This is a genomic window from Kineococcus aridisoli (genome assembly GCF_050871885.1).
Lineage (GTDB): Bacteria > Actinomycetota > Actinomycetes > Actinomycetales > Kineococcaceae > Kineococcus.
The window spans coordinates 1-19884 of record NZ_JBJLSF010000090.1 but is presented as its reverse complement, the minus strand read 5'-3'; the positions used below and the strand labels follow the sequence as shown (position 1 = coordinate 19884).

The 19884-nt window shown below is 72.7% G+C and carries 19 protein-coding genes; 7 read left to right on the top strand and 12 right to left on the bottom strand.

The features are described from left to right. Nucleotides 1-41 precede the first annotated feature (41 nt). Complete coding sequence (locus ACRYM2_RS19220) at nt 42-404, bottom strand: hypothetical protein (RefSeq protein WP_432524037.1); 363 nt, start codon at nt 402-404, stop codon at nt 42-44. Nucleotides 405-750: 346 nt separating this feature from the next. Here ACRYM2_RS19220 and ACRYM2_RS19215 point away from each other — a divergent pair, with 346 nt between their 5' ends. The 3 genes from ACRYM2_RS19215 (at nt 751) to ACRYM2_RS19205 (ending at nt 4217) form a co-directional block, all read left to right on the top strand. Next, nucleotides 751-1056, top strand: a complete 306-nt coding sequence (locus tag ACRYM2_RS19215; protein WP_432524036.1) for a MobC family plasmid mobilization relaxosome protein — start codon at nt 751-753, stop codon at nt 1054-1056. A gap of 10 nt (nt 1057-1066) precedes the next feature. Beyond that, nucleotides 1067-2686, top strand: a complete 1620-nt coding sequence (locus ACRYM2_RS19210) for a relaxase/mobilization nuclease domain-containing protein (protein WP_432524035.1) — start codon at nt 1067-1069, stop codon at nt 2684-2686. Nucleotides 2687-2753: 67 nt separating this feature from the next. Continuing rightward, the gene (locus ACRYM2_RS19205) at nt 2754-4217 is read left to right on the top strand and encodes a hypothetical protein (protein WP_432524034.1); all 1464 of its coding nucleotides are present in this window, start codon (nt 2754-2756) and stop codon (nt 4215-4217) included. 98 nt (nt 4218-4315) lie between these two features. On the opposite strand, the gene ACRYM2_RS19200 is transcribed toward ACRYM2_RS19205, so the two are convergent. The 10 genes from ACRYM2_RS19200 to ACRYM2_RS19155 all read right to left on the bottom strand — a co-directional run bounded on the left by ACRYM2_RS19200 (nt 4316) and on the right by ACRYM2_RS19155 (nt 14756). Then, complete coding sequence (locus tag ACRYM2_RS19200; protein WP_432524033.1) at nt 4316-5050, bottom strand: DUF4913 domain-containing protein; 735 nt, start codon at nt 5048-5050, stop codon at nt 4316-4318. Next, nucleotides 5047-5658 (bottom strand): relaxase/mobilization nuclease domain-containing protein, encoded by a 612-nt coding sequence (locus ACRYM2_RS19195; protein WP_432524038.1) that lies wholly within the window; start codon nt 5656-5658, stop codon nt 5047-5049. Before ACRYM2_RS19195 ends, ACRYM2_RS19200 begins: the two co-directional genes overlap by 4 nt. A gap of 64 nt (nt 5659-5722) precedes the next feature. After that, nucleotides 5723-6112: a hypothetical protein gene (locus ACRYM2_RS19190; RefSeq protein ID WP_432524032.1), complete on the bottom strand. Its 390-nt coding sequence runs from the start codon at nt 6110-6112 to the stop codon at nt 5723-5725. Between the two features lie 173 nt (nt 6113-6285). Next, on the bottom strand, nt 6286-8166 hold the full coding sequence (locus tag ACRYM2_RS19185; RefSeq protein WP_432524031.1) for a type IV secretory system conjugative DNA transfer family protein: 1881 nt from the start codon (nt 8164-8166) through the stop codon (nt 6286-6288). Further along, nucleotides 8163-10127, bottom strand: a complete 1965-nt coding sequence (locus ACRYM2_RS19180; protein ID WP_432524030.1) for an ATP/GTP-binding protein — start codon at nt 10125-10127, stop codon at nt 8163-8165. The genes ACRYM2_RS19185 and ACRYM2_RS19180 overlap by 4 nt, the downstream gene beginning before the upstream one ends. 13 nt (nt 10128-10140) lie before the next feature. Continuing rightward, nucleotides 10141-11646 carry an SCO6880 family protein gene (locus tag ACRYM2_RS19175; RefSeq protein WP_432524029.1) on the bottom strand — a complete coding sequence of 502 codons (1506 nt, stop codon included), beginning with the start codon at nt 11644-11646 and terminating at the stop codon, nt 10141-10143. Continuing rightward, nucleotides 11633-13069: a TrbL/VirB6 family protein gene (locus ACRYM2_RS19170; RefSeq protein ID WP_432524028.1), complete on the bottom strand. Its 1437-nt coding sequence runs from the start codon at nt 13067-13069 to the stop codon at nt 11633-11635. Before ACRYM2_RS19170 ends, ACRYM2_RS19175 begins: the two co-directional genes overlap by 14 nt. Further along, nucleotides 13069-13803: a DUF8175 domain-containg protein gene (locus tag ACRYM2_RS19165; RefSeq protein ID WP_490055060.1), complete on the bottom strand. Its 735-nt coding sequence runs from the start codon at nt 13801-13803 to the stop codon at nt 13069-13071. Before ACRYM2_RS19165 ends, ACRYM2_RS19170 begins: the two co-directional genes overlap by 1 nt. Nucleotides 13804-13805: 2 nt before the next feature. Continuing rightward, complete coding sequence (locus ACRYM2_RS19160) at nt 13806-14066, bottom strand: hypothetical protein (protein ID WP_432524026.1); 261 nt, start codon at nt 14064-14066, stop codon at nt 13806-13808. A 21-nt stretch (nt 14067-14087) separates the two neighbouring features. Further along, nucleotides 14088-14756 (bottom strand): DUF6668 family protein, encoded by a 669-nt coding sequence (locus tag ACRYM2_RS19155; protein ID WP_432524025.1) that lies wholly within the window; start codon nt 14754-14756, stop codon nt 14088-14090. 164 nt (nt 14757-14920) lie between these two features. Between ACRYM2_RS19155 and ACRYM2_RS19150 the strand changes: the two genes are divergently transcribed. The 4 genes from ACRYM2_RS19150 to ACRYM2_RS19135 all read left to right on the top strand — a co-directional run bounded on the left by ACRYM2_RS19150 (nt 14921) and on the right by ACRYM2_RS19135 (nt 18596). Further along, entirely contained in the window at nt 14921-15229 is a 309-nt protein-coding gene (locus ACRYM2_RS19150) for a helix-turn-helix domain-containing protein (protein ID WP_432524024.1), read from the top strand. A gap of 89 nt (nt 15230-15318) precedes the next feature. After that, a complete protein-coding gene (locus tag ACRYM2_RS19145; protein ID WP_432524023.1) occupies nt 15319-15771 on the top strand; it encodes a hypothetical protein in 453 nt (150 codons plus the stop codon). Next, entirely contained in the window at nt 15768-16820 is a 1053-nt protein-coding gene (locus tag ACRYM2_RS19140; RefSeq protein WP_432524022.1) for a M23 family metallopeptidase, read from the top strand. Before ACRYM2_RS19145 ends, ACRYM2_RS19140 begins: the two co-directional genes overlap by 4 nt. Nucleotides 16821-16841: 21 nt before the next feature. Next, entirely contained in the window at nt 16842-18596 is a 1755-nt protein-coding gene (locus ACRYM2_RS19135) for a MinD/ParA family ATP-binding protein (RefSeq protein WP_432524021.1), read from the top strand. Nucleotides 18597-18882: 286 nt separating this feature from the next. On the opposite strand, the gene ACRYM2_RS19130 is transcribed toward ACRYM2_RS19135, so the two are convergent. Beyond that, nucleotides 18883-19467 carry a hypothetical protein gene (locus ACRYM2_RS19130; RefSeq protein WP_432524020.1) on the bottom strand — a complete coding sequence of 195 codons (585 nt, stop codon included), beginning with the start codon at nt 19465-19467 and terminating at the stop codon, nt 18883-18885. Nucleotides 19468-19884 lie beyond the last annotated feature (417 nt).

Below are 19884 nucleotides of genomic sequence, written 5' to 3'. Positions count from 1 at the left end.
CCCGACGCGAATGCGTCGGGGCCTCTGCCGTTTTTCCTGTCTCAGACCGCGGCGGGAACCGCCTTGTCCGTGGCCGGCGTCGGCGCATCGGTCGGGGCGGCCGAGCCTGCCGCGTCAGCGGCGGACTCGCTGGCCGTGCGGTTGCGGCGCGTGGTCGCACCCTTGGGGCGGCCGGGGGCGCGGCGCTCCGGTTCCTCGATGCCCACCTTCTTCAACTCCGCCGCGGTCCAGCCGGCGCTGAGCGCTTCGCTGTGCGCCTTGGCGTACTCGCGCTCTCGCTCGACCAGCTCCGCCCGCGCGCTCTCCAGAGCGCGGGCGGAGTGCCCCAGAGCTGCCGCGCACTTCATGCGGGCCTCGTTCAGGGCGCGCAGACCCGACTCGATGTCATCGACCGCAGTAGCCATAGGGCGACTCTACTGCACTGTCAGTAGAGACGACCAGATGACGAGCGGCGCCGGATGGGCACCGGGTTTCCGGTGCCCATCCCGCCCCCCCGGCATGCACTCGGGTGAGAAAACCACCCGAGAAGCCCTGCGGAGCAAGCTAGCGACTTAGGTGCCCTAAGTCGGACCGTGCCTCGACATGCGTCTCGGCACGGGGCACACTTCGTGTGGTCCCCGGGATCCGGGGTCGCTTCGCTGGGAGTAGAAGGAGGTGGCCGCGATGGCGGACGAGGCGCCCGCGCGCATCAGGTTTTCCCGCCGTCGGCGGGCCAACGCGGACCAGGGTCCGCGCCTTCACCGGCACGTGGTGAAGGTGACTCCCGAGGAGGAGCTGGCCTTGCTGGTGAAGTGCAACCAGCAGGGCGGGATCACGGTTCCCCGCCTGTTGGTGGAGTCGGCGCTGAGCACCGACCGGGTCACCGCTTCGCAGCGCCAGGAGTCCGCGGTGGAGCTGTTCGCGATCCGCCGGCTGCTGGCCGGGGTGTCCAACAACGTCAACCAGCTGGCGCGCCAGGCCAACGCCGGCGGGCCCTTCCCTGCGGAGGCGGCCGCGACGCTGGCCGCTGTCCGGCGCGTGGTGCAGCGCCTGGACGCGCAGCTGCTGAAGGACTGAGCGAGCCGTGATGCCCAACATCGTGCGCGGGGAGCGGATGCAGGGGCTCATGGTGTACCTGGCAGGTCCCGGCAAGGCCAACGAGCACAGCGAGCCGCACCTGGTGGCCGGCGACGCGGCCATCATGGCGTGGCACGACGACGCCGAACTGGACCGCGCCAGCGCCCTGGCCATCGCTGAGCAGTTGGACGCTCCGCGCAAGGTCCTGGGCGTCGAGGTGGCTGGTGGCTCGGTGTGGCACTGCTCGCTCTCCCTCAAGGCCGAGGAGGGTGTGCAGTCCGATGAGAAGTGGGCCGCCATCGCCCGGGATTTCGTCGACGGCATGGGCTTCTCCGAGGCGTCCGGCAAGGCGCCGTGCCGGTGGGTGGCGGTGCGGCACGGCCTGTCCAAGGAGGGCAACGACCACATCCACCTGGCGCTCTCGTTGGTGCGTGAGGACGGCACGAAAGCTGACCCGTTCAGGGACTACTTCAAGGCGCAGCGCCTGACCGGGGAGCTGGAGCGCAAGTACGGTCTGCAGGTCCTGGAGTCGCGGCAGCTGGGCATCGGCGAGCGTGGGCTGAAGCCGGCCGAGCTGGAGCGTGCGCAGCGCACCGGCGCCGAGCCTGAGCGGCTGCGGCTCGCGCGTCAGGTGCGTGCTGCCTCTGCCGAGGCGTCCAGCGAGGTCGATTTCGTGCGGACCCTGCGCGCGGCGGGAGTGCTGGTGCGGCCGCGCTACGCGGCCGGGCGTGATGACGTGGTCACGGGCTTTTCGGTCGCGTTGCGTCCCGCCGAAGGCGAGAAGCCGTACTGGATCGGGGGCGGTCAGCTCGCGCGGGACCTGACCCTCCCCCGGCTGCGTCAGCAGTGGCCGGACACCCCCGAAGCCGCCAGCGCCGCGGTGGCAGAGTGGCGCCGCTCGCGCCGTTCGCAGCGCTTGGAGCACGGCACGGAGCGTGGTGCGCTGCGGCCGGTCTCGCCGGAGCAGTGGGTTAAGCACACCGAGGAGGTGGCGCAGCTGCGCGAGTACCTGCGCACCGTTCCGGTCGATGACCACGCCACGTGGACCCAGGTGGCCCGGGAGACCGCGGGCGTCTTCGCGGTCTGGTCGCAGCGTGCGGAGCCCACTCCCGGCCCGCTGGCTGAGACGTCCCGGGCGTTGGCGCGTTTCGCGCAGGTGCGCGCGCACCGCGCGGAACCCCGGCCCTCCGCGATGCCGTCGGTGCACGGTGCCGTGCTGGCTCTGGCGGTGGCTTCGGACAGCGGCTCCAGCCGTATGGCGCAGGCGGTGATGCTGCGGCAGTTGGCCAACACGATGAAGGCCGCACACGACGCGATGAGCGCACGAGGTGAGGCCCGCAGCGCCGCTGCGGTGGCCTCCGTGGCGCGGCACCAGCTGCGTGCCATCGCGGCCGCCTTGCCTGATCCGGGCGACGGTCAGCAGCGCCCGGCGGTGCTGCGGGAGGTGCGGGCGACGCGCGAGCGTGCGGCCGCCCAGGCGCGCACGACGGGCGCCCAGCGGGCACCGGGTTCACCGGTGCCCACGCGCCTGCAGCCGGGTACCGCCGCGGCAGCGCAGCGCGCCGGCAGCGGCGCCCGAGGTGGGCCGGGTGCATCGCAGGAGGGGCGCGGGGAGCACCTGGAGCGCTGAGCGGTGACAGAGACGACCCCAACCCCGACCACACCGACGAGTGCAGGACCAGACGAGGAGCGCAGCGATGGCTGAGGAAAGCGACGGCGTCGAGGAGATGTTCGAGGGCGCGATCCGGGGCGGTGTCACCGTCGCGGGTCGCCTCGCGGAGGAGCTGATCCGGGAGGCGGAGCGCCGCGACAGGGTGAAGCAGGCCGACTCGCGCGACGAGGCTACGCAGGCGCAGACCCGCATGGACGCCGAGCGGGCCGCGATGCGCGCACAGCTGAGCAGCACCGAGCAGGGTGCCTGGTGGGAGCGGGCCGGCGCCGGGGACATCGCCTCCGCGTACCAGCTGGCGACGGCCTGGCGCGACTTCGACGGGCAGGCCGGCGCCGCGCACCAGCGCATCACCGGCGAGGTGCGGGAGCGCTATGGGGTGGACTTGCAGCGGGTGGAGGGGGACGTCTTCACCGCGCTGGCGGGCGCTCCCGACGTGCGTTTGAACGAGGCGGACAAGCTGCGCGCCGCCGAGGCGTGGGCGCCGAGCGACGCGGCGCGTGAGGCGGGTTTCGACTACCAGCGCTGGTCCGCGGACTACCACCGAAGCGACACGCTCAGCGGGATCGCCGCCGGGCGTGAGCAGGTGGTTCAGGCGTGGGAGGCGTGGCGGGCCGAGCAGCGTCCAGCCGAGCAGGCCAGCGGGCGGACGGCTGAGGGGGTGGGCGGGCCGGCGAGCTCGCGCGAGGCCGGGCTGGACGGCGTCGCCGGTCTGATCGGCACCCTGTCCGCCGAGCAGGTGCGCTCCGCGCAGGTGCGCGACCTGGCCGCCGCCGGCCGCGGCAGCACCAGCGGCGCGGAGCTGGAGAGCGCGCGGGAGACCGCCGTCGCGTTGCTGAGCTACCGCGGCGACGAGCGCAGCAGCGAGCAGGGCCAGCAGAGCGCCAAGGCCCGCGAGGACGTCATGCGCGCCGTGGACCGCCTGGGCGACGACTTCACCCCGGTGAAGGGTTTCCTGCGCAGCGCAGCCAGCGACGCCGTCCTGGCCGGCGAGCTCGCGCAGCTGCGCGACCCGGCTGCCACCGAACAGCTGCGGCAGGTCTTGACCGCCGCGTGGGAGCGGCTGCAGCCGGGAGGTGCCACGGACGCGGAGCGCACCGGCGAGGCCGACAAGAGGCAGCAGCGCGGGGAGCGCGCGGTGCGTGAAGCGGACCGGCAGGAGCGTCAGGCGCAGCGTGAGATGGACGATCCCGCGTCGTCGCGCGGTGGGCGCGGAGGCGGTCCCGCACGCGCCGGTCGGGCCGGCGGCGAGGGGCAGCCTGCCGCTGCGCAGCCCGGTTACGACAGCGCCGAGCGGCGCCAGCAGCTGGCCGCCAAGCTGGAGTCGGTCAGCGACAAGGAAGCCGTGCGCGCTCGACTGACGGCCGACAAGGGCAACGGCAAGCACCCGCGCGAGGCGGTCACGCAGAGCCCCACGAAGGCGCCCAAGGCACGGCGCTCTGCGGGCATGGACGGCCGTCAGCAGGAGCAGAACAAGGCGCGCGGTCGATGACTGGCGTTGCACTTTCCTGTGCGCCACCGCGGCGGGCAGCGACCTGACGTGACGACGAGAAAGGGCCCGCCTCTTGCAGGAGGCGGGCCCTTTCTCGTTCAGCCGAACAGTCCAGGTGGCGGTGGCGCCAACGGCAGTGTCGACCAGTCGTTGTCCGGGTCGCGCTCCCGGTGGCCCTTTTCCGGCGAGCATCCCTTGAAGGGGCCGCTGTCGCTCATGAGCACGGCCATGTGGTGATCGGCGTGGTCGCGCAGCCACACCGAGGAGCCGGTGGCGGCGTCCATGCGCAGGTGCTCCCACGATCGCCACAGCGCGTCCAAGCGGTAGATGGCCTCGGCGTGGGACCACCACTGCGGGCACCAGATGCGGCTGCTGCTCAGTGCTCGCCCGTACGTCGGCGCGAGGAAGTCGGTGACGAAGTCAACCACGGAGTCGTACTGCCGCTGCGGCTCAGCTTCGACCTTGCTTGCGCCTTGGCTGGTCCCTTGGCCGGTGAGCTCGCTTTCGACGGCCTGCTCTGCCGCCTCCCGCAGCTCGTCGAGGACGTCGTCGCTCAGGGCGCGCTTGACCGCGTCACGAGCCAGGGCGTCCAAGCGTGCGCCGACCGCGCGCGTGACGGCTTCGGCGACGCCTTGGCGCAGCGCGTCGCCGGCCAGGGCAGCGGTCAGCGCGCTGGTCACCGCATCGTCCTGGCTGCGCGCCGCGGACGCTGGTGCCCGTGCCGCAGGGGTGTCCTCGTCGTCGAGGTCGTCGTCGAGGTCGTCGTCGAGTTCGTCCTCGAGGTGGCCTTCGAGGTCGTCGTCGATCTCGTCCCACTCCCCCACCCCGCTCACGATGCCACCCCTTCCGTGGGCTGGCTCGTGACACTCTTCCCTGCCGGGGTCATGGTGGAACGACGCCGCAGGACCGGCGCCAAGCCGTGCACCTGCTCCAGCTGCGCGCACACCCACTGAGCGTACGGGCGGTCGTTCCACACGTTCGCCTTGCTGCCGTCGATGCGAACCAAGCTCACGACCAGGTGCACGTGGTCGTTGCCCGCGGATGAGAGGCCGTGGCGGATGGCTACCCACCGGCACGGTGCCGGCTCCGCAGCTAGACCGGCGTCCGCCTCGATGGAGGAAAAGCCCATCGCCTCGATGAAGTCGCGCGCGATCTCACCCCACTTCTCATCGCTCAGCACGCCCTCCTCGCTGCGCAGCGACAGCGAGCAGTGCCACACCGCGCCCCCGGCCACGCTGACGTCGAAGACCGCCCGCGGCTGCTCCAGCTGCCGTGCGATGTCGGCTGCGGTGGCCGCGTCCAGGACCGCGTCGTCGTGCCAGGTCATCACCGACGCATCGCCTGTCACCAGGTGCGGCTCGACGTGCTCGTTGGCCTTGCCTGGGCCGGCCAGGTAGGCCAGCAGCCCACCCATGCGCTCCCCGCGGGTGATGTTCGGCATCACCGCAGCACCACCTCCTTCATGCGCCGGCTCACGTCCACCCGCATGTCCTCGCTCTCGTCGCTCACGGCTCGATCAAGGTCTGCACGGCGACGTCGAGGCGCTGCGTCACCCGCCGCACCACCGCCAGCGCCGGGCCTGCTCCCTCCGGGAGATCCACTACAGCGCGGCTGCCCGCAGCGGCCGCGGCGTTGGCCCGCCGCGTCAGCTGGTTGACGTTGTTCGTCACCCCCAGCAGCAGCTGCCGCACCGCCAGCAGCTCTCGCGCCAGCGCCGCCCGCTCCCCCGGTGTCACCCCCCGCGTGCCAGCACCCGCAGCGCTGCCAGCGGTCTTCGATGCGCGCGGGTCCCCCGGCGCCCCGTCCGCCAACGCCGCCTCCACCAGCAACCGCGGCACCGAGACTCCCAGCGCACCCGCCCGCACCTGCAGCGCCAGCTCCTCCTCCGCGCTCACCTTCACCTGGTGCGCGTGCCGACGCGCACCAGCGACGTTCTCCCGCCGCCGACGCGGCCCCACCCGACGCGCCGACGTACCACCGGACGCATCCGTCGGCCGCTGCTCGCCGCCACCAGCCACCGGCACAAAGCTGGGCGAGGTGCTGTCCGGGGTGCTGCTCGTGGCGTCACTCACGACTTCAGCCACCGGTTGGGCCGGACAGCCGAGACGGTCGTGCTCGTCGTGCTCGTGGTGCTCGTCGTGGCTGCCGCGGTGAGCGGTGCGCCGCTCTCGCGGGCGCGCACCTCGTGCAGGGACTGCTCGGCCTCGGCGATGACCAGCTCGGCGGCCGGGTCGTGCGCGCGGATGGAGGCCCGGATCGCCTCGGCGTGCGGGCTGCTCATCCACGGCACGGTGCGTGCCAGGACGGGCCGGTTGCCGGAGGAGAAGACCACGGCGCGGCCCTTGGGCAGCGCGGCCAGGTCGGACACGTCCAGGATCCTTTCGCGCACCGCCTGACGGGAGGTGGTGTGGCCGTGGCGCGAGGAGCTGGAGGAAATCTGGGTCCGCTCGTAGTCGCCGATGGTGGCCGACATGCGGTCCAGGAAGTCCCGGTCGTCCACGCCGCCGCCGTAGACCTTCACGTTGGCCGCGCTCCACAGCTTGCTCATCCCGCGCTCGCCCCACACCTCCACGCCCTGGGACCAGGACTGCAGGATCGTGGTGAGCAGGATGCCCCGCGAGCCGTAGTGGCTGTACTTGTTCGGCAGCTCCTTCCAGCGGCAGACGTTGGCGGCCTCGTCGAGCACGACGATCATCGGGGTGCTCAGCCGGCCGCCGGGCTGGGTGGTGGCCAGCTGCTCTGCGGCCTCGGTGACGGCGACGGTCAGAGCGGCCACCAGCGGCCCGCTGGTGCCCTCCCCCTCCTTGGACAGCAGGTACAAGGTGTCCTTGCTGGCCACGAAGTCGTGCGGGTCGAACTCCCGGCGCACGTCGTGCGGGTCACCTCCCTGGCTGGGGGAGGTGACCCACTGGGTGGCCGCTCGGTTGCGCAGGAAGCCGGCCGTCTGCCGGGCGGTGCCGTACACGCCGGAGCGCTGCTTGTCGGCGGAGTTGATGTGCCCGTACAGCTCGGCCGCCTCCAGCGGGTAGCGCTTCTTGAGGATCTCGGCGGGCCGCTCGTCGGTGGGGTCGGTCAGCCAGAGGAAGACGTCGGTGATGGGGCGCCCGTCCACGGCCGCGGCCAGCAGCAGCGCCGCCAGCAGCGACTGCCCGGCGCTGTCGAAGAAGGCGTCCTTGCGCGCTCCTTCCGGCTGGGCCGCGCCGACCAGGACACCGGCCAGGGTGGCGGCCTTGACCTCGTCGGTGACGTAGGTCAGCGGGTTCCACCACCAGTCGGCGGGTTCGCCGGCGATGCCCTGGGGGTCGAAGACCCACACACCGCGCGAGCCGAAGTCCGAGCGCAGGTCCCGGGTGGCGTCGACGAGGTCGCGCTTGTTGGAGGTGGCCAGCACGGCGCCGGGAGCCGCGACGATGCAGGGCACGGCGCGGGAGGTGGTCTTGCCGGTGCGAGGGCCCCAGATGTCCACGCAGACGTCCTCCCACGAGGCGTACAGGGGCTGGCCGCCGGCGACGCTGTTGGCGATCAGCTGGCCCGGCTGGCCCTCCATGGACAGCCGGGTGGCAGCGGCCAGGGCGCCGCGCTTGGACAGGGAGGCGATCTCACCGCCGCGGCCCATGTGGGCGGCGGCGGCATCGACGCGTACGCGCTTGCGCAGGGCGCGGCACACCAGGGCGATGACGAGGGTGGCTAGCGTCAGCAGAAGGACGCCGACGCCGACGGCCACCTTGCTGGCGGTGCCCGTCCACGTCGTCTTGCCTGTGAACAGCCCGATGCTGACCTCGAAGGGGTTGTTGGAGGCGGGGCCGGGGGTGCTGTCGAGGAAGGCGGCGACTTCCAGGGTCAGCCACACTCCGACCGCGGCCAGGGCGAGGGCGCCGAAGACGAACAACGGCAGCAGCTGCGCCGGGTCGTTCGAGCCGGGCCCGCGGCGACGGGACGGCGCGCTCACGCCAGCTCCTTCTGGGTCTCGAGGTGGGTCCCGGGGTGGGCATCGAGCCGGGCGTCGGGCTGGGCGTCACCGTCGGCAGCGACGCTGGCGGCGGTCAGGTCGACCTCGGGCACCGGGAGGACCTGACTCGCCTGCTGGACGGCCGGGTGAGTGGCCGGCTGGGGCTCTGGTGGGGTCGCCGGCAGGGTCCAGTCCTCGCCGAACTCGGCCTCGTCGACCTCGCCGGGTGCGTTCAGCGGCACGGCTGCCTCGTCGGCCTGGCGCACGGTGCGCAGGTTCTCCTCGTCGATCAGGGCGTCGATGGCGCCCTCGCCGATGCGTGAGCGCACGTGCCACTTGCTGTTGGTGTCGTTGACGGCCTTCTCCGCCGACGTCAGCGCGATCTCGACGGGGATGCCGGGGCGGCCGCCGACCTTGATGAGGAACTTGCCCATGCCCGGGGGGTCGGCGGTGGCGAGCTCGTCGCCGTCGTCGGCGCCCCCGCTGATGCCCATGGCGGCCTTGGCGGTGCTGGACTCGTCCAGCTCCTCCCCGGCGTCCCACGCCGGCGGGTCCGTCCAGCCCACGAGCAGGTCCTGCTCGGCCTGCGAGAGCGGGACGATGGGCGTCAGCTTGGGCATCTCTGCTTCGGGCAGTCCGCCGCACATGACGATGGAGGAGCGCTCGATGAAGCCGACGGCCTTCTTGCGGTCCTGCTCGGGCAGCGCGTCGAGGTCGCTGACGGTGTGCGTGATCATGGCGGTGCCCACGCCGAGGGTTCGGGGCAGGCGGGTGAGCACGTCGACGCGGTCGACCAGGCCGCGCCCGGCGCGCAGCGCCCGCCACAGCTCGTCCATGACGATCATGTAGTGCCGGCGGGGTTCGAGCCCGGCGTCGGCAAGGGCGTTGGCGGTGCGCACCATGCCGAAGCCGTCGGACCAGCACGCCAGCAGCGCCGCGCCCTGCAGGTCGGTCTGCCCGTCCCCGATGGAGGACAGGTCGTACACCAGCGGCAGGTCGCGGCGCGCCGGGGTGGTGGTGTGCTGGGCGAAGATGCCGCCCAAGCGCCCGGTGCCGGAACTGATGCCGACCAGCGTGGCCTCGAGGTTCTCGGTCAGCTCCTGGTACTTCTTGAAGTCGCCGCGGTCCAGGGCTGCCAGGCGCACGTCCTCGGGGGCCTCGCGGATGACCTGCAGCAGGTCCTTGGGCAACGGAGTGCCGGAGGACCGGGAGTCGAGCACGTGCAGCGCCCGGTCAAGGATGGTGTCCTCGCGGTCGGTGGGTGGAGCTGCGCGGCTGATGGTGATGAGGGAGGCCATCATCTGGTGCCGGCGGTCGTGCGCGTCGGCCAGCACCGCCTCGCGGGCGGTGCCGGTCAGTCGCGCGGCGGCGGCGCGGGCCTCGCCGGGGTCCAGCACGTTGATGTGACCGCGGCCGGGACCGACTTCGATCACCTGCCCGCCCAAGGCGCGGATGAGGGCGACGTAGTCGGGCTTGAGGTCGCCGAGCACCAGGGGCAGGACGCCGTAGCCGGCCTGGCCGGTGAGCATGTGCCGCATCGCGGTGCTCTTGCCCAGGCCCGGCTTGGCGAGGACGAACATCGTCGGCTGAGGGATCAGCCGGGCGCGCTGGAACCAGGAGATCGGATCGCAGCAGACGGTGGCGCCGGTCTGCAGGTGCGCTCCCATCGGCACGCCGACCATCGGCGTTCCCGCGCCGGCGGCGAAGGGCCACAGCCCGCAGGCCTGCACGGTGGAGGCGCGGAACTCGTTGGGGGCGTCGATGTGCATGGTTGCCCCTCCTCCGCGCCCGCCCCACCCGCGCCAGCTGCGGCGTGCGGTGGGGAGGGCGCGGGTGGCGCCCTTGGAGCGCGTCTGCGCTGCGGTGCCGTCGACGCCACTCCCCTCCTGGCGCGGGGCCTGCTGGAGCGATGCCTGCCGGATGTCCGGCTGGCTGGTGCGGTTGCTGGTGCGCTTTCGCATGGGCTTGAGCACCTCAGATCGACCCCTTCAGGACTTCGGGCACGCTGACGTGCTCGGACAGGATGATTCCCAGCGGTAGACCGCCGGCGAAGGTGGAGTCCTGCGCGCCGTAGGCCGGGCGCAGCAGGACACGAGCGCTGGACTGCAGGCTGTCGATGGCCGCGACGGCTTCGGCGCGCTGGGCGGCGTCGCTGACCGTGGCGGTGACGATCATGCCGAAGTCGACCAGGCCGGCGCCGACGGCTTCCTCCCTGGCGGTGGCCGCCGCGGCGCGCTGCTGCAGCAGCGCCTTCTGCGAGGGACGTCGCGAGCCGTACACGCGCGAGTCGGCCTGGCGCTTGTCCATCTCGGCGATGGCCGCCGCGCGGCCGCTGTCGTAGGGGCGGTACAGCAGGGTGACCCGCTTGCGCGTGAGCGCGTGGTGCGGGGAGAGCAGCTTGGCCAGGACGGTGGAGTAGACCTCGCCGCGCGGCGCCCGGCTCATCACCCACGACATCGACAGCGCCGAGTCGTGCCGGTAGCTGTCCCAGCTCGCCTCCGAGGCCACGGGACCGACGTCGGACCAGCGCAGCAGCAGCACCTCGCCGGCGGCGTGCGCGTCGTCGATGAGCTGGGCGGCTGCGGGGTCGTAGGCGATGCGCACCGCCTCGCACAGCTTCTGAGCGCTCATCGGTCGGGCACCGCCTGCACCGCAGGCGTTCAAGCTGGCGACCAGGGCGGGCAGCCGGGAAGCCAGGTCGCGGCCCATCTCCTCGGGGCTGCGCCGGCGGCCGCCGCCGTAGGAGGAGGAGGTGAAGGTCAGGGTGACGATCGCCTTGACCGTGGCGGAACCGGCCGGGTAGGTGCGCGCCGCCTCGGCCAGCACCGCCTGCGCGAACGCGGGGGCGTTGGGGTCGGCGTGCATCGCGACCTCCCGGCGCAGGCGGCTGCCGGTGTCGGCGGAGGTTTCCACGGTGACCTGGGCGCCCACGACACCGGGCTCGTCGCCCACCGTGGCCAGCCACGCGCCCCAGTTCGCCACCCAGTTGTCGACCTGCTCGTCATCGACCAGGGCGTTGCCCTCCGGCTGCACCGCGAAGGCCACGGTGTAGTGGTTGGTCGAGGCCGCGCGGATGAGGGCGAAGCGGCGGCCCAGGGAGTCCAGGTGCTCGAACAGTTGCGTGTTCGAGGCCAGGCCCGGCAGCTGGAAGGTGCCCCAGGGGGTGCGGCCCAGCGGCCCGGAGCGGTACAGGTGCGCACCCAGGCGACGCGCCCGCCACCACGCCCCGTGCGCGGTGGCGCGCTGAGCGGCGTTGCGGTGGTGCTTGTCGCGGATGGCCAGCAACGCGACCAGGATGCCGGTGACCAGCAGGATCGGCAGCGACTTGAGCACCCCGAGGATGACGATGCTCAGGATGAAGAACACGAAGCCGCCGAGGAGCACCGCCGTGGGCACCGGCGGCAGCGTGCCGATGCCGGCCTTCTCCGGCTGGCGGAAGTTGCCGTACGTGCGCGCCTGTCGGGCTTCAACGGCTGCCACTGGGGTCCCCTTCGTTCGCTGCGTTCTCTGTGCTGTCCTTGGCGACCTGCGCCGCCTTCTGGCCCACGGCCTTGGCGCCCTTGATGACTTCCGCGCCCGCTGCGACCGCCAGGCCCGCAGGTCCTGCGGCTGCGCCTGCGGCCGCCGTCCCGCCGGCTGCTCCCCCGGCGGCTGCGCCGCCAGCTGCCGCACCGCCGGCCGCTGCTCCCCCGGCGGCCGGAGCCGTCGAGGCGGCGGCGACGCTCGCCCCGCCGGCCCCCGCACCTGCCCCGCCCGCACCGGGCGAGGTCGGTCCCGCAGCGCCCGAGGTTCCCGGGGAGCCGGAGGGTCCAGCACCGCCTGGCGCGCCGGGTCCAGCTGTGGGTCCACCCGCTGCTCCACCCGAGGGTGCGCCTGAGCCGGTGGGTGCGGCGCCGTCCGCGCCGCTGCGCGTCAGCAGTCGCCCGGCGTGCACCGCGCCCATCGGCACGGCGGCTGCCAGAGCGCCGGCGGCCGCACCGGCTGCGCCGTTCCCGCCGCCGGTCACGGAGGCGACCATGGGGACGCAGAAGCGCATCAGGGCCGGCAGGGCGATGAGGGCGACGAGCATCATGCCCAGGCCGGTGAGGATGTTCGCCAGGCCGGAGGGGTCGGTCGGGCTGGAACCGGCCAGGCGGAAGGCGGTTGCGTAGACGATCGCGGCCGCGGGCTTGTAGAGGATGAAGGCCAGCGTCCAGCCGACACCGCGCTCGAACCACTGCCGCCCCATGCGCATGTTGGTGAAGGAGGCCAGCGTGGGCATCACGCCCGCGAGGAGGATCAGCAGACCCCCTCGCACGAGCATCAGCGCCACCTGCAGCAGCGAGGCGCACAGGGCGAAACCACCGAGGACGATGATCAGCAGGTTGCTGGCACCGCCCGTCCCCGGGCCGCCCAGCAGGATCAACGCCTGCAGGTTGGCGCCGAAGTCGGAGTTCTCGGTGGAGCGCACCACGATCCACTGCGCGAACTCGTCCGCCGCGACCGTCAAGGCGGCGACGGCGCTCAGGCCCACCGCGGAGACCACGATGAGCGTGAGCATCGAGCGCAGCAGGTCCTGCACGCCGCTGGCGCGCTGCTCCCACGCCAGACGACCCGCCCCGACCAGCAGAGCGAGCACGGCCAGCGCGGCGGTGTAGTAGCCCAGGCTGCCCTGGATGAAGGCCACCGGCGCAGAGGGTGAGCCCAGCCCGCCGGAGGTGGCCAGATCAGGCGTGGGGACCGCGATCCACACGCTGCCGAGGGACTGCATCGCTTGCCCCAGAGCTTCGGTGACCTCCGAGGCGAACGCGGCGAAGATGGTGCCGGCAGCGTCGGAGGCGACACCGGCCGCGGCCTGCCCTCCACGGCAGATGAGGTCCAGGGCCGCGCACTGCTGGGCGGGGTCTTGGGGGACGGTGGACATCAGGCTCCGCTCCAGGGGGTGAACCCGGTCAGGTCAGGGGCCGCCGAGGCCAGGGAGGCCAACGTGCCGTCGTTGGGGATTTCGAGCTTCCAGTCGCCCTCCTGCCACAGCAGCGGCAGGGACAGCACGCCGACCGTGGTGGAGGTGCCGCCGCCGACGGCGAGGCGCACGCTGGCCCGCTGCTCGGTGTAGGAGCTGACCGCGAAACCACGCAGCTGCATGCCGGAGTTGGTGGCTGCCGGACCGGTCAGCCGCAGCTGCTGCAGGGCCGCCTCGCGGCCAGGGGTCGCGGCGGCGCTGTGCTGGGTCATCGCCTGCTGCAGCGCGGGATCGCTGCTCATGCCCAGGATGTTGGCGGCGGCGAAGAGCGCACCGGTGGGTGAGTGGGCGAAGCAGGCGCGGTGGCCGTCCTCACCGATGCGTGCAGGTCCGTACAGGGTGGGGGCCGCTGGGACAGCGGTGTAGCCGACCAGCTGCCACGTCACCTCCCCGGCCGGCGGCCCGGAGGGGATGACCTGATCCCCTCCGGGCAGCCCGCAGGCGCTGGCGTCTGTCGAGACGACCGCGGTGCCTTCACCGGAGGGGCGTGGCGCGGGGGTCGCTGAGTCGGCGCCGGAACCGGGTGGCAGGACGCTCACCACCACCCCGGCGGCGACCAGGAGCACCACCACGGTGGTGGCCAGGATCGGCCACCACCGACGGCGCAGGCTCCGGGGCCTCGACAGGCGCCGCATCGTCAGGCCACCGCGCCCACGATGCCGCCGGCGGCGCCGACGATGACAGCAGCGCCGAGGACCCAGCCGAGTCGGCTGGCGTTCTCGACGCCTTCACCGCGGCTGTTCCGGACGGCCAGCGTGCCGGCGATGATCAGCACGCCGATCACGCAGATGGCCAGCACGATCCAGCCGATCCAGCCGATGATCGTGGAGATGTTCTCGGTGCCCGGGGGCTGGGTGGGCGTGACGTCGATGGCCGACAGGAGCGAAGTGGTGAACATGACGGTCCTTCCGAGGTGAGGTCAAAGGGAGTGAGACGAGGCGGGTGCCGGGGGTAGTTCTGCGGGCGCAGGAGTGCGGGCGACCTCCTTGCTCAGTCGCCGCAGGGCGCGCGGTAGGTGACGGGCGACCGGGGTGTCCCCGGTGCGCCACTCCTCGATCCAGGCGATGTGCCAGGACTGAGGAGCTCCGCCTTGAACGAGCTGGGCGAAGTCGCGGAGGGCGTCGGGAAGGCGCCCGGGGGCATCGGCCAGCAGCGCCAGGCCCACCAGGTGCACACCGGGAAGTGCCCCGGAGGCGAAGTCGGTCAGGGCCCGCTGCGCAGCGCTGAGGCCGGCGTAGCTGGTGCGGGCGCACACGAGCACCCGGGAGGTGGTGCCGTCGGTGTGCACCGGCCAGCGGTGCTCCGCGGCGCGCGCCCCGTGCAGGGCAGCGGCCAGGGACGTCTCCCCCGCACCGCCGTGGGCACCGAGCACCCACAGCTGCCCGCCGCCCGTGCTCTGGCCGGCGGTGGAGGCGGACAGGCGCTGACGCGGCAGCTGCTCGCCGGTGGGAACCGGCTGCGTGCCCAGCTGCTGCGCAGGCCCCCAGAAGACCTCCAGCGGGTCCTGCTCCGGGGCTGCCGGCTGCGTGGGTTCGGTGCTGGTCTCCGGTGCGGTCAGCCACCGGTTCGGCGGGCGTTCCTTCGCCATGTGCTCTCCCTTCCGTTCGCCGCACGAGCGGGTCGGTGGCTCGAAGTGGCTCGAACCGGCTCGGTGTAGCTCTGACCGGCTTCCGCCAGCCTATCTACACTGTTAGTGTAAGTACAGCCCGCTAAGAACACTGACCACCCGTGATGAGGAGAGGCCGACGATAGATGAGGAGACTCGATGAAGTGCTCGCCGGCCTTCCGGAGCGCCCCAGCCCCGAGGAGCTGGCCGAAGTTCTCGGAGTTCAGCAGCAGACGGTCTGGCGCTGGCTGCGTCGTGGAGTGATTCCCGGCCGCAAGCTGAGCAACACCTGGGTCGTCTTCCGCGATGAGGTGCGCGACTCGCTTGCAGTGCAACTGGATGCGCAGCCGGCCGCACGATCGGCGGCGCAGCTCCAGGCGCCGGCGCCGGAAGGTGTCGACTCCGTCGACGGCCTCGATGAGCCCGACCTCACGCTGGGAGGTGCTCCCACATGAGGTGCAGTTCTCGGCGTGCAGCCGTTCTGGCCGCTTGCGCCGCTCTCGTGCTCACGCCGACGTCCTGCGCGGCCGATGACTCCTCGCCCGTGCGCGCACAGGCCGACCCCTTCGCTACCTCCAGTGTAGAAGAGGACGGGCACCCCCACCTGGAGGAGGGTCTGGAGCCGCTGCCGCCCTCGCCCACCTGGGACGCCGCAGCCGCGGCCGACTCCGCGCGCGTCGCGGCCAGCGCGATGAACGCCTTCGCCCGACCCGACCTGGACGCCGCGACGTGGTGGCAGCAGCTGCGCCCGTGGCTGACCGAAGCCGCCGCCAGCGCCTACCAGGACACCGACCCGGTCAACGTGCCTGCTCGCGCGATCGTGGGTGAGCCTGTGCCGGGAAACGCGGGTACTGCAGCGGGTGCTGACAGCCCCTACCTGGCCACCGTCACGGTGCCCACCGACGTCGGGGACTACACCGTCCTGCTCTCGCGCGCCGGCGACGGCGCCACCTGGCTGGTCGAGCGGCTGACACCGCCCGAAAGCGCCGCAGGATGAGTCAGCGCAAGACCGCGACCGCCGCCTTCGTCCTCACCCCGCTGCTGCTGATGGGCGGGTGCTCGGGTGCCCTGCTCATCCTCGGCGGCAGCCAGCTGGCCTCGGCCACCTCCTGCAGCGCAGGCGGCAGTTCGGTGCAGGTGAGCATCGACGGGGTCCCCGCCGGATCCGTCGCCGGGTACAGCGGTGAGCAGCTGGCCAACGCCGCAGCCATCATCAACGCCGGCGCCGCCCTGGGGCTGAGCGTGCGCGGGCAGACCATCGGCGTGATGACGGCGATGGGCGAGTCCTCGCTGAAGGTGCTCGACCGCGGCGACGCCGTCGGCCCCGACTCGCGCGGGCTGTTCCAGCAGCGCGCCAACGGCGCCTGGGGCAGCTACAGCGACCGCATGGACCCCACCATCAGCGCCACCAACTTCTTCCGCGCGCTCACGCGCATGGCGAACTGGGAGACCCTGTCCCCCACCGAGGCCGCCCACCGCACGCAGCGCAACGCCGACCCGTACCACTACGCGAGGTACTGGGATGCCGCGGTGCAGGTCGTCACCGCGCTCTCCGGCAACGTCAGCATCGAAGGGCTCAACAGCGGCGCCGGCGAGAACCCGTGCGCGGCCGGTGGCTCCTTCACCGCCGTCTCCGACGGAGGCTGGGCCAAACCCTCGGACGGCCCCATCACCAGCCGCTTCGGCAGGCGAAGGGCTCCCACGGCCGGAGCGAGCACCATGCACAAGGGCATCGACCTGGCGCCCGGGTGCGAGAAGCCGATCTGGGCGGCCGCCGCCGGTGTCGTCATCCACTCCGGCACCGGCAGCGGGTTCGGGCACTACATCGCCATCGACCACGGCGGAGGTGTCGTCACGAGGTACGGGCACATGTACGCAGGCGGCCTGCTCGTCAAGACCGGCGACAAGGTCACCGCGGGCCAGCAGATAGCCCGCATCGGCAGCGATGGGACCAGCACCGGCTGCCACAACCACTTCGAGGTCGTGGTGGGCGGCGCAGCCGTCGACCCCGTCCCCTGGCTCGCGCAGCGCGGCATCACCTTCTGACAAGCAGCGAAAGGCGACGACATGAGCACGGACATGAGCATCGACACCACCGAGGTTCCCACCTTCCCCCTGGTCGACGTCTGGGTCGACGCCGACGGCAGCGCCGACATCGCCATCAACGGCCGCTGCTTCACCGTGCGCGCCGGCAACGTCGACGACGCCGTGGCGCAGAGCGTGCAGCTGATCGCCGAGCGGGCCGCGCAGCCGGTCGGCCGGGCGGTCCTGGTCACCACCACCGACCCCGACGGTGACTGGCGGCTGGTCATCTCCCCCGACGGCACCGTGCGCGAGGCGCCCACCACGGCCCGCGCCACCGAGCGGCAGCCTCGGCCGCAGCGCATCGCACCCGCGCAGCTGCCTGACGACTCCACGGTGGCCGCGCCCGAGCAGGCGCAGGAGGAACCGGCGCCGCTGGCCCAGGAGCAGGTGCACGAGCACAGCCGCGCCCGTGGCGGGCAGCACGACGAGGAGCTGGCGGTTCAGGCCGCGCCGCAGGCACCCACCGAGGTCGCCCTCCCGGACGAGCCCGTCGTGCAGCCCACCGTCATCGACCTGACGGCATCCGCCGGGCCGGTGCCCACGCCCGGCGCGACGGCGAGGCGGGTGCCTGTGCCCGCCGCGGTGAGCGTCGATGCCCCGCAGCCGGACACCTCGGCGTTCAGCCGGCTGCCCAAGGCCAAGCCCGTCGAGGCGCCGGAGAGCGTCCGCTCGCGCCGGTCCGCCCGGCGCGGTGGTTCGCAGTCCGCGGCGCAGCCTGAGCCTGCGCCGGCGGCGCTGCCGCCCCGGCCGAGCACGGCGGGCACGGCAGCGCAGACCGCGGCGCGGACCCCCACGCTCGACGACCTCATGCGCTCCAACGACGTGCAGGCCCCCGCCGCCCCCGCCCAGCAGGGCTGGCAGGGCGCCTTGCGCCAGCTCAGCTCGGGGCGCCTGGCCCTGCAGCCGGGACGGCACGAGCTGGAGTTGCGCGCCCTGATCGAGAAGGTGCGCAGGCCGCTCGAGGGACCGCGCACCATCGTGGTCGCCAACCCCAAGGGAGGCGGCACCAAGACCACGACCATCTACTGCCTTGCCGCCACGCTCGGCGTCCACCGCGGCGGTGGCGTCCTCGCCTGGGACAACAACGAGACCCGCGGGACCCTCGGCTGGCGCGCGGAGCGCTCCGACCACACCCGCACCGCCATCGACCTGCTGCGCGACCTGGAGCAGCTGCGCGCCGGCGGGCTGCGCGTGGGTGACCTCGACCGCTACGTGCGCCAGCAGTTCTCCAGCCACTTCGGCATCCTCGCCTCGGACGAGAACCCGGCCTCTTCCGCACTCATCGACGGCGAGGTGTTCATGGCCTTGCACCGGCCGCTGGCGCAGACCTACCGCATCCTGCTGATCGACACCGGCAACAACATGCGCGCCTCCAACTGGCAGGCGGCCTTGAACGTCGCCGACCAGCTGGTCATCGCCTCCACCGCCCGCGAGGACACCGCGCAGTCCGCGGCCTGGCTCATCGACGGCCTGCGCGCCGCCGGCAAGGAGGAGATCGTGGCCAACGCCGTCACCGTCCTGACCGCCAACCCGCAGAAGGGGCGCGCCCAGCGCAAGGCCGACGAAGAGCTCAACCAGCGCCTGTACCGACACTTCCGCAGCGCCACCCGCGAGGTCGTCACCGTTCCCCACGACAGCGCACTCGTCGGTGGCGGCCCGATCAACATGGAGCTGCTGCAGGACGGCACCCGTGAGGCGTGGCTGCGGGCGGCTGCCGCCGTGGTCAGCGGACTGTAGCCCCGGTTGAGGTCCCCGTCCATGCGGCGGCGCTGAGAGCCCACATTGACCCGGTGGCATGAGCAAGGCCCGGACCCCCGAGCAGGTCTGGGCCTTGCTCATGCGGCCGTCTGGATACTCAGGGCTCCTGGCTGTCCTGGGTGTTCTCCGTCGTCGAAGAGGCCCCGCTGGCAAGCCGCAGGATGATCGGGTCCGCCTGACTAGTGACGCTCACGCGGCCGGTGCACCGGTTGGGTGCAACAGCACCCGACGGCATCTGCGAACGCGAGCCGTTGCACTCAAGCGGTCACCATCGGTCACCGCGCCCGTTTGCACTGGCGGCCCGGCTCCCGGCTGGAAGGGTGCCCGTCGAGGCGGCCGCGGACTCCGCGGCGCGGGCCGCCTCCCTGATCGCGGCGGCACGGGCGCGGGTCCAGTCGATCACCCCAGCGAGGGTCAACGCGGCGGCGAAGAGCAGGCAGAGCAGGCTCGCGGCATAGGCGATCACGGCCAGGCCGCGACCGAGGGAGCGGGGCAGCATGCCCGTCGAGCCGCCGGAGACCACAAGCAGCACGGTCGCCGTCACGAGCAGGATCAGGCCGAGCACCTGCAGCACCCGTCGTGTCGCAACCCGGCGGCCGCCTGGTCCGCGACCGCCGGCGGACGCCTGCTGCGCACGGACGTCCAGCTCGGCCACCTCCCGTTCGAGGACCTTCTCCATCTGCTCGCGGGCTGCGGTTCCCGCTCCCAGCTGCTGGCAGATTTGCGCGTCGCGAAGCAGGCGGGCACGCAGCGAGCGGCTCTCGGCCCGCTGCACCACCAGGGCGACCGCCGGCACCGCCGCGACGACGAAGCCGGTCACCAAGGGCGCCGCCACCTCGAAGGCGATCACCGCCCCGCTCCGGGACGGGTGTGATGTGTGGTGGGAACGAAGGCACGCACGGGGCCAGTGTGGCGTCGCGGATCACCGTGTGAGGGGCGTTCGCCTGAACTGGACCGCGGCGACGAGGGGCTGGTCGCAAGGGGACCGTCCCTTCCCTGCGCTGCTGCGGAGTTACGACGACGGCGTCGCAGTCCCGAACGCCCAGGCTGCACTGGCGGTCTGGCGGTCTGGCGGTCTGGCGGTCTGGCGGTCTGGCGGTCTGGCGGTCTGGCGGTCTGGCGGTCTGGCGGTCTGGCGGTCTGGCGGTCTGGCGGTCTGGCGGTCTGGCGGTCTGGCGGTCTGGCGGTCTGGCGGTCTGGCGGTCTGGCGGTCTGGCGGTCTGGCGGTCTGGCGGTCTGGCGGTCTGGCGGTCTGGCGGTCTGGCGG

Bases quoted from the DNA above. Each gene is read 5' to 3' on its own strand.
- ACRYM2_RS19205 (WP_432524034.1), top strand. From the start codon at position 2,754: ATGGCTGAGGAAAGCGACGGCGTCGAGGAGATGTTCGAGGGCGCGATC.
- ACRYM2_RS19170 (WP_432524028.1), bottom strand. From the start codon at position 13,069: ATGTCCACCGTCCCCCAAGACCCCGCCCAGCAGTGCGCGGCCCTGGAC.
- ACRYM2_RS19140 (WP_432524022.1), top strand. From the start codon at position 15,768: ATGAGTCAGCGCAAGACCGCGACCGCCGCCTTCGTCCTCACCCCGCTG.
- ACRYM2_RS19155 (WP_432524025.1), bottom strand. From the start codon at position 14,756: ATGGCGAAGGAACGCCCGCCGAACCGGTGGCTGACCGCACCGGAGACC.
- ACRYM2_RS19150 (WP_432524024.1), top strand. From the start codon at position 14,921: ATGAGGAGACTCGATGAAGTGCTCGCCGGCCTTCCGGAGCGCCCCAGC.
- ACRYM2_RS19220 (WP_432524037.1), bottom strand. From the start codon at position 404: ATGGCTACTGCGGTCGATGACATCGAGTCGGGTCTGCGCGCCCTGAAC.
- ACRYM2_RS19195 (WP_432524038.1), bottom strand. From the start codon at position 5,658: ATGCCGAACATCACCCGCGGGGAGCGCATGGGTGGGCTGCTGGCCTAC.
- ACRYM2_RS19180 (WP_432524030.1), bottom strand. From the start codon at position 10,127: ATGCGAAAGCGCACCAGCAACCGCACCAGCCAGCCGGACATCCGGCAG.
- ACRYM2_RS19165 (WP_490055060.1), bottom strand. From the start codon at position 13,803: ATGCGGCGCCTGTCGAGGCCCCGGAGCCTGCGCCGTCGGTGGTGGCCG.
- ACRYM2_RS19160 (WP_432524026.1), bottom strand. From the start codon at position 14,066: ATGTTCACCACTTCGCTCCTGTCGGCCATCGACGTCACGCCCACCCAG.
- ACRYM2_RS19135 (WP_432524021.1), top strand. From the start codon at position 16,842: ATGAGCACGGACATGAGCATCGACACCACCGAGGTTCCCACCTTCCCC.
- ACRYM2_RS19210 (WP_432524035.1), top strand. From the start codon at position 1,067: ATGCCCAACATCGTGCGCGGGGAGCGGATGCAGGGGCTCATGGTGTAC.